The 12,974-nt window shown below is 72.8% G+C and carries 12 protein-coding genes; 4 read left to right on the forward strand and 8 right to left on the reverse strand.

Annotation, left to right across the window (positions count from 1 at the left end):
* Positions 1-38 precede the first annotated feature (38 nt).
* The 5 genes from pdxS to pgsA form a co-directional block, all read right to left on the reverse strand.
* On the reverse strand, positions 39-956 hold the full coding sequence (gene pdxS / locus EAD98_RS14085; protein WP_121654490.1) for a pyridoxal 5'-phosphate synthase lyase subunit PdxS: 918 nt from the start codon (positions 954-956) through the stop codon (positions 39-41).
* Between the two features lie 152 nt (positions 957-1,108).
* Positions 1,109-1,612 carry a hypothetical protein gene (locus EAD98_RS14090; protein WP_121654491.1) on the reverse strand — a complete coding sequence of 168 codons (504 nt, stop codon included), beginning with the start codon at positions 1,610-1,612 and terminating at the stop codon, positions 1,109-1,111.
* Between the two features lie 82 nt (positions 1,613-1,694).
* The gene (locus EAD98_RS14095; protein ID WP_121654492.1) at positions 1,695-2,855 is read right to left on the reverse strand and encodes a glycosyltransferase family 4 protein; all 1,161 of its coding nucleotides are present in this window, start codon (positions 2,853-2,855) and stop codon (positions 1,695-1,697) included.
* A gap of 57 nt (positions 2,856-2,912) precedes the next feature.
* Positions 2,913-3,839, reverse strand: coding sequence for a phosphatidylinositol mannoside acyltransferase (locus EAD98_RS14100; protein ID WP_121654493.1), 927 nt, complete (start codon positions 3,837-3,839; stop codon positions 2,913-2,915).
* Positions 3,840-3,888: 49 nt separating this feature from the next.
* Positions 3,889-4,518: a phosphatidylinositol phosphate synthase gene (gene pgsA / locus EAD98_RS14105; RefSeq protein WP_121654511.1), complete on the reverse strand. Its 630-nt coding sequence runs from the start codon at positions 4,516-4,518 to the stop codon at positions 3,889-3,891.
* 250 nt (positions 4,519-4,768) lie between these two features.
* On the opposite strand from pgsA, the gene EAD98_RS14110 reads away from it, so the two are divergent.
* Complete coding sequence (locus EAD98_RS14110) at positions 4,769-6,925, forward strand: elongation factor G-like protein EF-G2 (protein ID WP_121654494.1); 2,157 nt, start codon at positions 4,769-4,771, stop codon at positions 6,923-6,925.
* 6 nt (positions 6,926-6,931) lie between these two features.
* On the opposite strand, the gene EAD98_RS14115 is transcribed toward EAD98_RS14110, so the two are convergent.
* Complete coding sequence (locus EAD98_RS14115) at positions 6,932-7,990, reverse strand: aldo/keto reductase (RefSeq protein ID WP_121654495.1); 1,059 nt, start codon at positions 7,988-7,990, stop codon at positions 6,932-6,934.
* A gap of 97 nt (positions 7,991-8,087) precedes the next feature.
* Here EAD98_RS14115 and EAD98_RS14120 point away from each other — a divergent pair, with 97 nt between their 5' ends.
* On the forward strand, positions 8,088-8,570 hold the full coding sequence (locus tag EAD98_RS14120; protein ID WP_121654496.1) for a hypothetical protein: 483 nt from the start codon (positions 8,088-8,090) through the stop codon (positions 8,568-8,570).
* A 37-nt stretch (positions 8,571-8,607) separates the two neighbouring features.
* On the opposite strand, the gene EAD98_RS14125 is transcribed toward EAD98_RS14120, so the two are convergent.
* Positions 8,608-9,120 (reverse strand): HIT domain-containing protein, encoded by a 513-nt coding sequence (locus EAD98_RS14125; protein WP_199723400.1) that lies wholly within the window; start codon positions 9,118-9,120, stop codon positions 8,608-8,610.
* A gap of 176 nt (positions 9,121-9,296) precedes the next feature.
* On the opposite strand from EAD98_RS14125, the gene EAD98_RS14130 reads away from it, so the two are divergent.
* Entirely contained in the window at positions 9,297-10,025 is a 729-nt protein-coding gene (locus tag EAD98_RS14130; protein WP_121654498.1) for a D-Ala-D-Ala carboxypeptidase family metallohydrolase, read from the forward strand.
* A gap of 168 nt (positions 10,026-10,193) precedes the next feature.
* On the opposite strand, the gene thrS is transcribed toward EAD98_RS14130, so the two are convergent.
* Positions 10,194-12,203 carry a threonine--tRNA ligase gene (gene thrS / locus EAD98_RS14135; RefSeq protein ID WP_121654499.1) on the reverse strand — a complete coding sequence of 670 codons (2,010 nt, stop codon included), beginning with the start codon at positions 12,201-12,203 and terminating at the stop codon, positions 10,194-10,196.
* Between the two features lie 189 nt (positions 12,204-12,392).
* Here thrS and EAD98_RS14140 point away from each other — a divergent pair.
* On the forward strand, positions 12,393-12,974 hold a 582-nt coding region (locus EAD98_RS14140; protein ID WP_121654500.1), incomplete at its 3' end, for a DUF1775 domain-containing protein.

The following is a 12,974-nucleotide window of genomic DNA, read 5'->3' on the forward strand; positions in this document are numbered from 1 at the left end:
CCCGCCCTTCGATCGCAGGACCGGCTCACTCCTCGCGCTCACCAGCCGCGCTCGGCCAGGCGGTGCGGCTGCGGGATCTCGTCGACGTTGATGCCGACCATCGCCTCGCCGAGACCGCGGGAGACCTTGGCCAGCACGTCCGGGTCGTCGTGGAAGGTGGTGGCCTTGACGATCGCGGCGGCCCGCTGGGCCGGGTTGCCGGCCTTGAAGATGCCGGAGCCGACGAACACGCCCTCCGCGCCGAGCTGCATCATCATCGCGGCGTCGGCCGGGGTGGCGATCCCGCCGGCGGTGAACAGCACCACCGGCAGCTTGCCGCTCTCGGCGACCTCCTTGACCAGCTCGTACGGGGCCTGAAGCTCCTTGGCCGCGACGTACAGCTCGTCGGCCGGCAGCGAGGCGAGCCGGCGGATCTCCTGGCGGATCTTGCGCATGTGGGTGGTGGCGTTGGAGACGTCACCAGTGCCGGCCTCGCCCTTGGAGCGGATCATGGCCGCGCCCTCGGTGATCCGCCGCAGCGCCTCGCCCAGGTTGGTCGCGCCGCAGACGAAGGGGACCGTGAACGCCCACTTGTCGATGTGGTTGGCGTAGTCGGCCGGGGTGAGCACCTCGGACTCGTCGACGTAGTCCACGCCGAGCGACTGGAGGATCTGCGCCTCCACGAAGTGGCCGATGCGGGCCTTGGCCATCACCGGGATGGACACCGCCTCGATGATCCCGTCGATCATGTCGGGGTCGCTCATCCGCGACACCCCGCCCTGCGCGCGGATGTCGGCGGGCACGCGCTCCAGCGCCATCACCGCGACCGCACCGGCGTCCTCAGCGATCTTGGCCTGCTCGGCGTTGACCACATCCATGATCACGCCACCCTTGAGCATCTCGGCCATGCCACGCTTGACGCGGGCGGTGCCGACGACGGGGGTGGTACCGGCGTTCGGGGCGGTGGTTTCGGACACGGGTCATCGCTCCTTGGACGTGCTCCGGGGGTGGTGGCAGCGAAAATGCTACGCCCGGGCCAACGCCGCACCGACAGCCAATCAGACCCCCGGTGGCCTGCGATGTGGCCCCCGTCACCGACCGTCGGAGTGGGCCGGGCGACGACGTCCGGTCAGTTCGCGGGCACGTCCGCGGGCACCGTCAGGGTCGGGTCGTCGATGTCGAAGTACCGCGGCCACTCCCGGCCCCGCCCCATCCGCAACAACCGCACCAGCGGTCGGCTGCGCGCCGAGCGGGCGTCGCGAACGAGGTCGGTGTGCACCTGCCGGGACAGCGCGAGCCGGCGACTCGCGGCGATGACGGCCCCGCAGTCCGGATCGGTCGGGTCCAGCTGCACGCCGCGCAGCTGCCGGGTCAGATCGTTCTCCGCCGCCTCCCGCTCGTCCGGAGGAGCGTCCAGGGCGATCCGGGCCGCCGCGTACAGCTCGACGCCGAAACGCCGCTCGGCCAGCACGGCGGCGGCCGCCGCCCGGCGCAGCAGGTGGGCGTCGAGGGCCCGCGCCGCCAGCTCCGCGCGGCCCTGCAACCTCTCGACCCGACCGGCGGTCCAGATGAGGTACGCCGCGACCAGCCCCACGACCAGGCTCGCGGCCACCACCCACCACATGTGCGGCATCGTAGTGCTGCTCCGTTTCCGTCCGTCCGGGCACGGCCACGCCGGTCACCCGGTCAGCGCCCGCACCATCCGTCACACCGGCTCAGCCCAGCCCCACCCATTCCTGGTCGATGACCCGCCCGTCGGTTGCCTCGATCGCCGCTGCGTATACCTCCAGAACACGGCGGGCAACCACCGGCCAGTCGAAATTCGCCACCACCTGATCGCCGCAGGCGCTCAGCTCGGCCCGCCCGGCCGGATCGTCCAGCAGGTCGGCCAGCGCGTCGCGCAGCCCCGCCGGGTCACCGGTGGGAAAGAGCCGACCGGCCCGCCCGCCGTCGAGCACCCGCCGGAACGCGTCCAGGTCGCTCGCCACCACCGTGGTGCCCGCGGCCAGCGCCTCGGTGAGGATCATGCCGAACGACTCGCCGCCGGTGTTCGGCGCCACGTAGAGGTGCACACTGCGCAGCATCCGCGCCTTGTCCTGCTCGGAGACCAGGCCGAGGAAGGTCACCCGCTCGCGCAGCGCGGCCGGGAACCGGTCGTACAGGTCGTCGCGGTCGCCCGGGCCGGCGACCAGCAGCCGCAGCTCGGGGCGGGTGGCGGCCAGCTCCACGAAGGCGTCCCGCAGCACCGGGAACCCCTTGCGCGCCTCGGTGAACCGGCCCAGGAAGCCCAGGGTGCCGCCCGTACCCGGGGTGCACTCCCCCGGCCAGCCGGGCAACGGCTCGGCGTCGGCGAACTTGGCCACCGCCACCCCGTTGGGGATCTCCACGGCGCCGCCGTCCATGTGCTCGACCTGCACCTTGCGGGCCAGGGCGCTGACCGCGATCCGGGCGGTGATCCGCTCCAGCACGATCTGGAGCACACCCTGCGCGGCGGCCAGCACCCGGGAACGGGTCATCGCGGTGTGGAAGGTGGCCACCACCGGCCCGCGGGCGGACAGCACCGCCAGCAGCGACAGGCTCAGCGTGAGCGGCTCGTGCACGTGCAGGACGTCGAAGTCGCCGTTGGTGATCCAGCGCCGGACCCGGGCGGTGGAGACCGGGCCGAACGCGATCCGGGCCACCGAACCGTTGTACGGCAGCGGCACGGCCCGGCCGGCGGAGACCACGTACGCCGGCAGCGGAGAGTCCTCGTCAGCCGGGGCGAGCACGCTGACCTCGTGGCCGAGCGCGATCAGCGCCTCGGCGAGGTCCATCACGTGGTTCTGCACCCCGCCCGGGACGTCGAAGGAGTACGGGCACACGATGCCGATCCGCATGCGTCAGCGCCCCTCGTCCGAGACCGTGGGGCTCCGCCTCACCGTGCACCCACCCCCTCAGGCCTGACCGGCGGCCGGCGAGGGCAGCGCCGCGCCCGTCCCCCGCTGGTCCAGCCACATCCGCTGCAACATGTGCCAGTCTTCCGGATGCCGGGCGATACCCGCCGCCAGACGGTCGGCGATCAGCTGGGTCAGCGACCGGACCCGCTGGTCCAGCGGCCCCGACTCGGGCCCGGGCACCGGCAGCGGGCCGGCGAGCGAGGCGCACGCCGCGTCCGGTTCGTACCACATCGAGGCCACGTAGAGCGGCGCTCCGGTGTGCAACGCGAGCAGGGCCGGCCCGGCAGGCATCCGCGTCTTCCCGCCGAAGAAGTCCACCTCCACCCCGCGGGCGGAGAGGTCCCGGTCGGCCAGCAGCGGCACCACCGCACCGGCGCGTACGCGATCCAGCAGCACGTCGAACGCCGGGCGCGGCCCACCGTGGGTCGGCAGGATCTCCATCCCGAGGACCTCTCGGAACGCCATGAAACGCTTGTACACGCCCTCCGGCTTGAGCCGCTCCATGACCGTGGTGATCGGCCAACCGGTGGCCGCCACCCAGGCGCCGGCGGCATCCCAGTTGCCGGCGTGCGGCAGCGCCACCACCGCGCCCCGGCCGGCGGCCACGTCGGCGGCGAGCAGCTCGGCGCCGTCGAGCCGGAAACTGGACAGGATCTGCGCCCGGCTCAGCGCGGGCAGCCGGAACGCCTCCATCCAGTACCGGGCGTACGAGCGCAACCCGCGCTTGACGAGATCGTCCAGCTCGGCCTCGGGCAGGTCCGGGCCGACCACCCGGCGCAGGTTCGCGCGCAGTCGGGCCGTACCCCCGCCGCCGGCGCGGTGGGCGCGGTCCGCGCCCGCCTGGAACGCCGCCGCCACCAACGGCCGGGGTAGCGCGCGGACCACCCGCCACCCGGCGATGTAGCCCAGCTCGGTGAGGTTCACGCGACCCGGCCGCCGGTCGTTGCGCGCCGTGCCACGTGGTTCGCTGCGCTCACGCCTGGCCGTCCGGCTGGAGCTGTTGGGCCTGGCGGTAGACGTGCGCCATCCGCTGCCCCACCGTGAAGATCGACACTGCGGCGAGCAGCCACAACGCGATCTCCAGCGCCGGGTCGACGCCGACACCGGTGAGGATTCCGCCGACCCCGACGATGAGCAGCCGCTCGGTGCGCTCGGCGATGCCCACGTTGCAGGTCATGCCCAGCCCCTCGGCGCGGGCCTTCACGTAGGAGACCAGCGCGCCGGCGGCCAGGCAGAGCAGCGCGGCGGCCACCCCGGAGTGGTTGTTCTGGGTGGCCAACCAGTAGGCGACCGCGCCGAAGACGGCGCTGTCCGCGACCCGGTCCATGCTCGAGTCGAGGAACGCGCCGAACCGGGTGGAGCCGCCGCTCATCCGGGCCATCGTTCCGTCGAGCAGGTCCGTGAGCGCGAACACGGTCACGATCAACGCGCCCGCGACCAGATGGCCACGGGCACCGAAGCCGAGCGCGCCGACGAGCACACCGACGGTGCCCGCAACGGTGACGGCATTGGGGGTGACGCCCGCGCGGAGCAGGGCACGTGCGATCGGCTCGACGACGCGGGTCATCCCCGCGCGGGCCGACACTTGGAAGATCTTCGCCATGGCGGTCCCCACGATAACGGTCCGCCCAGCTCCGGCGATACGGCCGGTCCCATCGACCCGCCCGGGGCAGGCTTGTGCCTACCCGGCAACGGGTGTGAGATCGAGCCAGGAGGTGAGCCAGCTCACCCGTCCGCCCGTCCCGTTCCCGCTGTGCAGCAGACCACCGGAGGATATCGCCGCGCACTCGCCCCGGGCCGCTTCCCGTCGCGCGGCGGTCGCCACCAACCACCGGCTGAGGGAGGTGCGCCCCATGGCGCAGAAGAGTCAGGAGAAGGGTCCCGCCGGCGGCACGCCGGTGGTGACCGAACCCGACAGGGTTCGCAACGTGGTGCTCGTCGGGCACTCCGGAGCGGGCAAGACAACCCTGGTCGAGGCGTTGCTCGCGGCCACCGGCACGATCGCCCGCGCCGGCAACGTGGTCGACGGCACCACGGTCGGCGACCACGACCCGGCGGCCGTGCGCCAGCAGCGCTCGGTGAGCCTGTCCTGCGCGCCGCTGCTGCACAACGGCATCAAGGTCAACCTCCTGGACACCCCGGGGTACGCCGACTTCGTCGGCGAGCTGCGCGCCGGGCTGCGGGCCGCCGACGCCGCGCTCTTCGTCGTCTCCGCGGCGGGCGGGATGGACGCGGCCACCGTGGCGCTGTGGGAGGAGTGCGCGGCGGTCGACATGCCGCGCGCGGTCGCCGTGGCGCGGCTCGACCAGCCACGCGCCGACTTCGACGAGGCGGTCGCGCTCTGCCAGCGGGTCTTCGGCGACAACGTGATGCCGCTGTACCTGCCGATGCTCGGCGACGACGGGGTCTCCACCGTCGGCCTGCTCGGCCTGATCACCCGGCGGGTCTTCGACTACACCGCCGGGCACCCCGCCGAGGTGCGCGAGCCGGACCCGGAGCACCTGCCGGCCATCGCCGAGTCCCGCAACGAGCTGATCGAGGGGGTCATCGCCGAGAGCGAGGACGAGACGCTGATGGACCGGTACCTCGGGGGCGAGGAGATCGGCACCGAGGTGCTCATCGAGGACCTGGAGAAGGCGGTCGCCCGAGGTCACTTCTACCCGGTAGTACCGGTCTGCGCGGAGACCGGAGTCGGCCTGGACGCGCTGCTGGAGGTGCTGACCGCCGCGTTCCCGTCGCCGCTGGAGCACGAGCTGCCGCCGGTGGCCGGCGTGGACGGCTCACCGCGCCCGCCGCTGACCTGCGACCCGGCGGGTCCCCTGGTCGCCGAGGTGGTCAAGACCACCGTCGACCGGCACGTCGGGCGGGTCTCGCTGGTCCGGGTCTTCTCCGGCACGCTGCGCCCCGACCTGACCGTGCACATCTCCGGGCACGGCATGGCCGAGCGTGGCCACCCGGACCACGACGCCGACGAGCGGGTCGGGCACATCTACACGCCGCTGGGCGCCAGCCTGCGCGAGGTGACGCTCTGCGTGGCCGGCGACATCTGCGCGATCACCAAGTCGGGCAGCGCCGAGACCGGCGACACCATCTCGGCCAAGGACGACCCGCTGCTCATCGCGCCGTGGGAGATGCCCGAGCCGCTGCTGCCGGTGGCGATCGTCGCCCGCAGCCGGGCCGACGAGGACGCCCTGGCCCGCAACCTGGCCCGGCTGGTCGCCGGCGACCCCACCCTGCGACTCGAACGCAACCCGGAGACCCACCAGCTGGTGCTCTGGTGCATGGGCGAGGCGCACGCGGACGTGGTGCTGGATCGGCTGCGCGCCGGCGGCGTCGAACTGGACACCGAGCCGGTCCGGGTGTCGCTGCGCGAGACGCTGACCGTGCCCGCGAAGGGGCACGGCCGGCACGTCAAGCAGTCCGGCGGCCACGGCCAGTACGCGGTCTGCGACATCGAGGTGGAGCCGCTGCCCCGCGGCAGCGGCTTCGAGTTCGTCGACCGGGTGGTGGGCGGCGCGGTGCCGCACAACTACATCCCGTCGGTGGAGAAGGGCGTCCGCGCCCAGTTGGAGCGCGGCCTGGTCGCCGGCCACCCGGTGGTGGACCTGCGGGTGACCCTGGTCGACGGGAAGGCGCACAGCGTCGACTCCTCCGACGCGGCCTTCCAGACCGCCGGGGCGCTGGCGCTGCGCGACGCCGCCGAACGCGGCCAGCCGGCGCTGCTGGAGCCCATCGACGAGGTGACCGTCCGGGTGCCGGACGGCTCGGTGGGCGCGGTGATGGGCGACCTGTCCGGCCGACGCGGCCGGGTGCTCGGCACCGAACCGGACCCGGACGCCGAGGGCCGCACCCTGGTCCGCGCCGAGGTGCCGGCCACCGAGCTGCTCCGCTACGCCGTGGAGCTGCGCTCGATGACCGCCGGCACGGGCACCTTCCGCCGCCACTTCGTCCGCCACGACCCCATGCCCGCCCACCTGGCCGACCAGGCGCGCAAGGAACACACCACCTGACCCCGGTCAGGGATGGGTGACGGGGTGCGTGGGGCGGGGCCAGTGCGGCCGGTCGGCGTCGCGCAGGGCGGCGGTGCGCAGAGCGGCCAGCTGGCGCTCCACCTCGGCGAACTGGTCCGGCGGCAGTGCGCCCCGGTGCAGCGCGGCGGCGTTCTCCTCGACCTGTTCGACCGTACGGCAGCCCGGGATGGGGATGGTGCGCCCGCTGCGGGCCCAGATCCAGCCCAGCGCGCCCTGGGCCAGGGTGCGCCCGTCAGCGGTGAGCGCGGCACGGACCGCGCCCACCCGGCGCAGCCACTCCGGCGCCGGGCGGCCACCGCGGAACCACTCCAGCCAGCCCGGGGTGAGCCCCCGCACGTCGTCGCGGGGCAGCGTGGAGGCGGCCGAGTACTTGCCGGTGAGCAGCCCCATCCCCAGGGGGCCCCGGTTGACGCTGGCCAGGTCGTACTTGTCGCAGACGGCGAGCAGATCGGGGGCGTCGCGCAGCACCGACAGGGTGTGCTGCACGGCGGTGGCGCCGGCCGCCGCGTGCCCGAACGCGGTCGCCCGGTCGGGGTGGTCGGTGCTCCACCCGTACGCCCGGATCAGGCCGTCGGTGACCAGGTCCTCGCAGGTGCCGATCAGCGCCTCGGCCCGCGGCACCGGCAGGTCGGCCAGGTGCAGCTGGTACAGGTCGATCCGGTCGGTGCCCAGGCGGCGCAGCGAGTCGGTGACCGCCCGCCGCAGGTACGCCGGTGACGCGTCCTCGCCGGTCGCCTGCCGGCTCGCCTCGTCGAAGGTGTAGCCCCACTTGGTGGCGATCACGGCCTCGTCCCGGCGGCCGGCGAGCGCACGCCCCAGCACCCGCTCACCGTGCCCGGCGCCGTAGGTGTCGGCGGTGTCGAACAAGGTGACGCCCAGGTCGAGCGCCCGGCGCACCGCCCGCACGGACTCGTCGTCGTCGACCGCGCCCCAGCCCAGCGGCTGGGTCCCCTCGGCCCAGGGGCCGCCGATCGCCCAGCACCCCATGCCGAGGGCGCTGACCTCGATGCCGCTGCGCCCCAACATCCGTGTCGTCACTGCCATCGAACGATCGTGCCATCTCCGCCAGGTCGGGACGTAACGGTTCCCGGGCCGGGGACGCCGGAGCGCGGCGGCGGGTGCCGTGCGGCATGATCGGCGCATGCGACGGCTGGGCGTGGACATCGGCGGCGTGCTCATCGAGCCGGCTGACGAGGACGCCGACACGTCGTTCTTCGGCGCGCACTACCTGCGTACGCCCGCCGTCGACGGGGCGTTCGACGCGCTCGCGGCGCTCGGCCCGGCGTTCGACGAGGTGCACCTGGTCTCCAAGTGCGGCGAGGCCACCGAGCGGCGGACCCGGGAGTGGCTCGCCCACCACGACTTCGCGGCCCGCACCGGCATCCCGGTCGAGCGGCTGCACTTCTGCCGCACCCGGCCGGACAAGGCGCCGATCGCCCGACGGCTCGGGCTGACCCACTTCGTCGACGACAAGCTGGAGGTGCTCGGCTACCTCGACTCGGTGCCGCACCGCTACCTGTTCCGCCCCCGCCCGGCGGAGGTCGCCGCGCACGCCGCGCTGCTGCCGCGCGTACACCGGGTGGAGAGCTGGCCCGAGCTGGTCGAGCTGCTGCGCGCCGGCTAGCCGGACCGGCGCGCACGCCGCGCGCCGGTGCGACGGGTCAGGACGGCCAGGCGGCGGTGAGCAGGTCGCGGGTGTCGCTCAGCAGCTGCGGCAGGACCTTGGTGCGGCCGATCACCGGCATGAAGTTCGCGTCGCCACCCCAGCGCGGCACCACGTGCTGGTGCAGGTGCGCGGCGATGCCGGCGCCGGCCACCCCGCCCTGGTTCATCCCCAGGTTGAAGCCGTGGGCGTTGCTCACCTTGCGGATCACCCGCATGGCGGCCTGGGTGTACGACGCCAGCTCGCTGGTCTCCGGCCCGTCCAGGTCGGTGTAGTCGGCGACGTGCCGGTACGGGCAGACCAGCAGGTGCCCCGGGTTGTACGGGTAGAGGTTGAGCACCACGAAGACGTGCTCGCCGCGGGCCACGATCAGGCTCTCCTCGGGCGGCAGCTTGGGAGCCCGGCAGAACGGGCACCCGGTGGGCTTCTCGTAGCCCTCGGCCGGACGGTCCTCGCCGGAGATGTAGGTCATCCGGTGCGGCGTCCAGAGCCGCTCCAGGCCGTCGGCCATCCCGCCGCTGTCCGTCTGCCGTTCCGCCCCAGTCACGAGCCGATCCTACGGAGGCGGCCGGGCGGGCCGCGACACCCACCGTTGGGAAACTCGATTGCTGGAAGTTGTTGACGGATCGACGTCGGAACATGAAGATTTCATGCATCCAGACACTTCCATATAACGATGGAGGATCCATGATCCGACGGCTCGGCAGAATCGTCGCGGCGCTCGCGCTCGCCGCCGCCACCACGGTGACCGGCATCACCGTCACCGCAAGCGCGGCACACGCCGACGGCTGCTACACCTGGGGTCGCACCCTCTCCCAGGGGATGTCCGGCGAGGACGTCCGACAACTCCAGATCCGGGTCGCCGGCTACCCCGGCTACGGGGCCGTGCTCACCATCGACGGCGCGTACGGCCCGGCCACCCGATCGGCGGTGATCCGCTTCCAGCAGGCGTACGGGCTGTCCGCCGACGGCATCGCCGGCCCGCAGAGCTTCAACCGGCTCTACGCCCTCCAGGACGACGACTGCACCCCGGCCAACTTCAGCTACGCCGAACTGAACAAGTGCAACAGCGACTGGTCCGGCGGCGCGGTCGCGGCGAGCACCGCGCGGTTCAACGCGCTCGTCTCGATGTGGAAACTCCAGGCCCTGCGGCACGCCCTCGGTGACGTGCCCATCGCGATCAGCAGCAGTTTCCGCAGCTACCCCTGCAACAGCGCGGTCGGCGGGGCGTCGAACAGCCGGCACCTGTACGGCGACGCGGTGGACCTGGTCGGATCCCCCTCGTTCTGCCGGCTGGCCCAGCAGGCCCGCTACCACGGCTTCGGGCAGATCCTCGGCCCCGGCTACCCGGACCACAACGATCACACCCACGTGGCGGCGGTCGGCGGCTGGTCGGCGCCGAACTGCGGCGTCTGACGGGGCAGTCCCCCCCTCCCGGAGCGCCGACCTCCCGGGACGATCGCGCTCGAACATGGAAGTAGTGGCCTCCAGCACCGGGGAGGCCACTACTTCCTGGATCGAGCGTGATCATGCGGCGAGCAGGCCACGGCACGCCGGCGGCGGACGGGCCGTGCGGCGGCTCCGCTACTCCGCGGCGGCCGACGGGCCGATGTTGGTGCGCGAGCTGACCACGTCGAGGACGTGGGTCACCGCCTCGGCGATCGGCACACCGTTGCGCTGCGAGCCGTCCCGGTAGCGGAAGGAGACCGTGCCAGCGGCCACGTCGTCGTCACCGGCGATCACCATGAACGGGATCTTCTGCTGCTGGGCGGTGCGGATCTTCTTCTGCATCCGGTCGTCACCCGCGTCCACCTGCGCCCGGATCCCCTCGGCGCGGAGCGCCGCGACGAACCCGTGCAGGTAGTCGGTGTGGTCCTCGCGGATCGGGATGCCGACCACCTGGACCGGAGCCAGCCAGGCCGGGAACGACCCCGCGTAGTGCTCGGTGAGCACCCCGAAGAACCGCTCGATCGAGCCGAACAGCGCGCGGTGGATCATCACCGGCCGCTGCCGGCTGCCGTCGGCGGCCTGGTACTCCAGGCCGAAACGCTCCGGCTGGTTGAAGTCGACCTGGATGGTGGACATCTGCCAGGTGCGGCCGATCGCGTCCCGGGCCTGCACCGAGATCTTCGGCCCGTAGAAGGCCGCGCCGCCCGGGTCGGGCACCAGGTCCAGGCCGGAGGTCGCGGCGGCGGTCCGCAGCGCCTCGGTCGCCTCCGCCCAGTCCTCGTCGGCGCCGATGAACTTGGGCGAGTCGTCCCGGGTCGACAGCTCCAGGTAGAAGTCGTCCAGGCCGTAGTCGCGCAGCAGGTCCAGCACGAAGCTGAGCAGCGTCGACAACTCGCCGGCCATCTGCTCACGGGTGCAGTAGATGTGCGAGTCGTCCTGGGTCAGGCCGCGGACCCGGGTCAGGCCGTGCACCACACCGGACTTCTCGTACCGGTAGACCGTGCCGAACTCGAACAGCCGCAGCGGCAGCTCCCGGTACGACCGCCCGCGCGCCCTGAAGATCAGGTTGTGCATCGGGCAGTTCATCGCCTTGAGGTAGTAGTCCGCGCCCTCCAGCTGCATGGGCGGGAACATGGTGTCCGCGTAGTACGGCAGGTGCCCGGAGGTCTGGAACAGCTGCGCCTTGGTGATGTGCGGGGTGTTGACGAACTCGTACCCCGCCTCCTCGTGCCGGCGCCGCGAGTAGTGCTCCATCTCCCGGCGGATGATGCCGCCCTTGGGGTGGAAGACCGCCAGACCGGAGCCGATCTCGTCGGGGAAGCTGAACAGGTCCAGGTCCGCGCCGAGCTTGCGGTGGTCGCGCCGGGCGGCCTCCTCCAGCAGCTTCAGGTACGCCTTCAGCTCGTCGCGGGTCGGCCACGCGGTGCCGTACACCCGCTGTAGTTGCGGGTTCTTCTCCGACCCACGCCAGTACGCGGCGGCCGAGCGCATCAGCTTGAACGCGCCGATCAGCCGGGTGGTTGGCAGGTGCGGGCCCCGGCACAGGTCCGACCAGCAGACCTTGTCCTCCTTGGCGTCGAGGTTGTCGTAGATGGTCAGCTCGCCGCCGCCCACCTCCATCACCTCGTCGGTGTCCAGGCCCTCGCCCTTGACCTCGATCAATTCCAGCTTGAACGGCTCGTCGGCCAGCTCGGAGCGGGCCTCGTCCAGGCTGCCGAAGCGGCGACGGCGGAACCGCTGCCCGGACTTGATGATCTCCTGCATGCGCTTCTCGAGCTTGCTGAGGTCGTCCGGCTGGAACGGCTTGTCGACGTCGAAGTCGTAGTAGAAGCCGTTCTCGATCGGCGGGCCGATGCCCAGCTTGGCCTCGGGGAAGATGTCCTGCACGGCCTGCGCCAGAACGTGCGCGGTGGAGTGGCGCAGCACGTTGAGCCCGTCGGGCGAGTCCAGGCTGACCGGCTCGACGACGGTCTCCTCGGCCGGCGACCAGTCCAGGTCACGCAGTTGACCCTCCGGGTCGCGGACCACGACGATCGCCTTGGGGCCGTTCGCGGGCAGTCCGGCCGCGGCCACCGCGTCGGCCGCCGTGGTCCCGGCGGCGACGACGACAGGGTCGGCCACGGCGGGGGTACGGGGTGCGGACACGGTGACTCCTCCAGGCGGTACGAAACGGATGCCGATCCTCGGCTCCTGCCGATGCTATCGGTCGACCCACCCCAGGTAAGGAAGGGCACCTTCCTAACGCCGGCGTTGAACCTTTCGCGCCTCGCAGCCGAACTAGAAGGTGTGGCCGGAAACCGGTGCCGGCCGCGTCGACACGGATGGGGGCACGAGATGGCGAGCACGTACGGCGGTGGCCGTCGGCGGCGGATCGTGGCGGCGACCGCGGTGGCCGCCGCCGGTCTGCTGCTCTGGCCTGGCACGGCGTACGCGGCGGACGTGACGACCACCCCGACCGAGGCCCGGCAGGGCGACGCGGTACGGCTGGAGTTCAGCGTTCCGGAGGAGCGGGCCGGCACGAAGACCAAACAGATCGAGGTCCGGCTGCCGGCCGACACGCCGATCGCCGAGGTCTACCCCATGTCGGTGGACGGCTGGGCGCCCCGGATCAGCTCCCGCACCCTGGACAAGCCGGTGGCCGGCATCCACTCCTCGGGGGTGAGCACGGTGACCACGGCGGTGACCTGGGTCCGGGTCGGTGCGAGCGACCCGGGGCCGGCCCGGTTGGCGCTCTCCATGGGGCCGATGCCGCAGGTCGAGCGGCTCACCTTCGAGGTCGTGCAGACGTACGCCGATGGGACGGTGGTCCGGTGGGCGGACGCCACCGGCGCGCACCGGGCTCCGGCGCTCACCCTGCTGCCGGCGGCCGCCGGCGGGGCGGGACCGGCCGCGCACGGTGGGCACGGCGCCCCGGCG

Source organism: Micromonospora sp. CV4, from assembly GCF_003667455.1.
In the GTDB taxonomy this organism is placed as follows: Bacteria; Actinomycetota; Actinomycetes; order Mycobacteriales; family Micromonosporaceae; genus Micromonospora.

Coding starts and splice junctions, on each gene's coding strand:
- EAD98_RS14090 (WP_121654491.1), bottom strand. CDS start 1,612: ATGCCGCACATGTGGTGGGTGGTGGCCGCGAGCCTGGTCGTGGGGCTG.
- EAD98_RS14095 (WP_121654492.1), bottom strand. CDS start 2,855: ATGCGGATCGGCATCGTGTGCCCGTACTCCTTCGACGTCCCGGGCGGG.
- pgsA (WP_121654511.1), bottom strand. CDS start 4,518: ATGGCGAAGATCTTCCAAGTGTCGGCCCGCGCGGGGATGACCCGCGTC.
- EAD98_RS14110 (WP_121654494.1), top strand. CDS start 4,769: ATGGCGCAGAAGAGTCAGGAGAAGGGTCCCGCCGGCGGCACGCCGGTG.
- EAD98_RS14115 (WP_121654495.1), bottom strand. CDS start 7,990: ATGGCAGTGACGACACGGATGTTGGGGCGCAGCGGCATCGAGGTCAGC.
- EAD98_RS14120 (WP_121654496.1), top strand. CDS start 8,088: ATGCGACGGCTGGGCGTGGACATCGGCGGCGTGCTCATCGAGCCGGCT.
- EAD98_RS14125 (WP_199723400.1), bottom strand. CDS start 9,120: ATGGCCGACGGCCTGGAGCGGCTCTGGACGCCGCACCGGATGACCTAC.
- EAD98_RS14130 (WP_121654498.1), top strand. CDS start 9,297: ATGATCCGACGGCTCGGCAGAATCGTCGCGGCGCTCGCGCTCGCCGCC.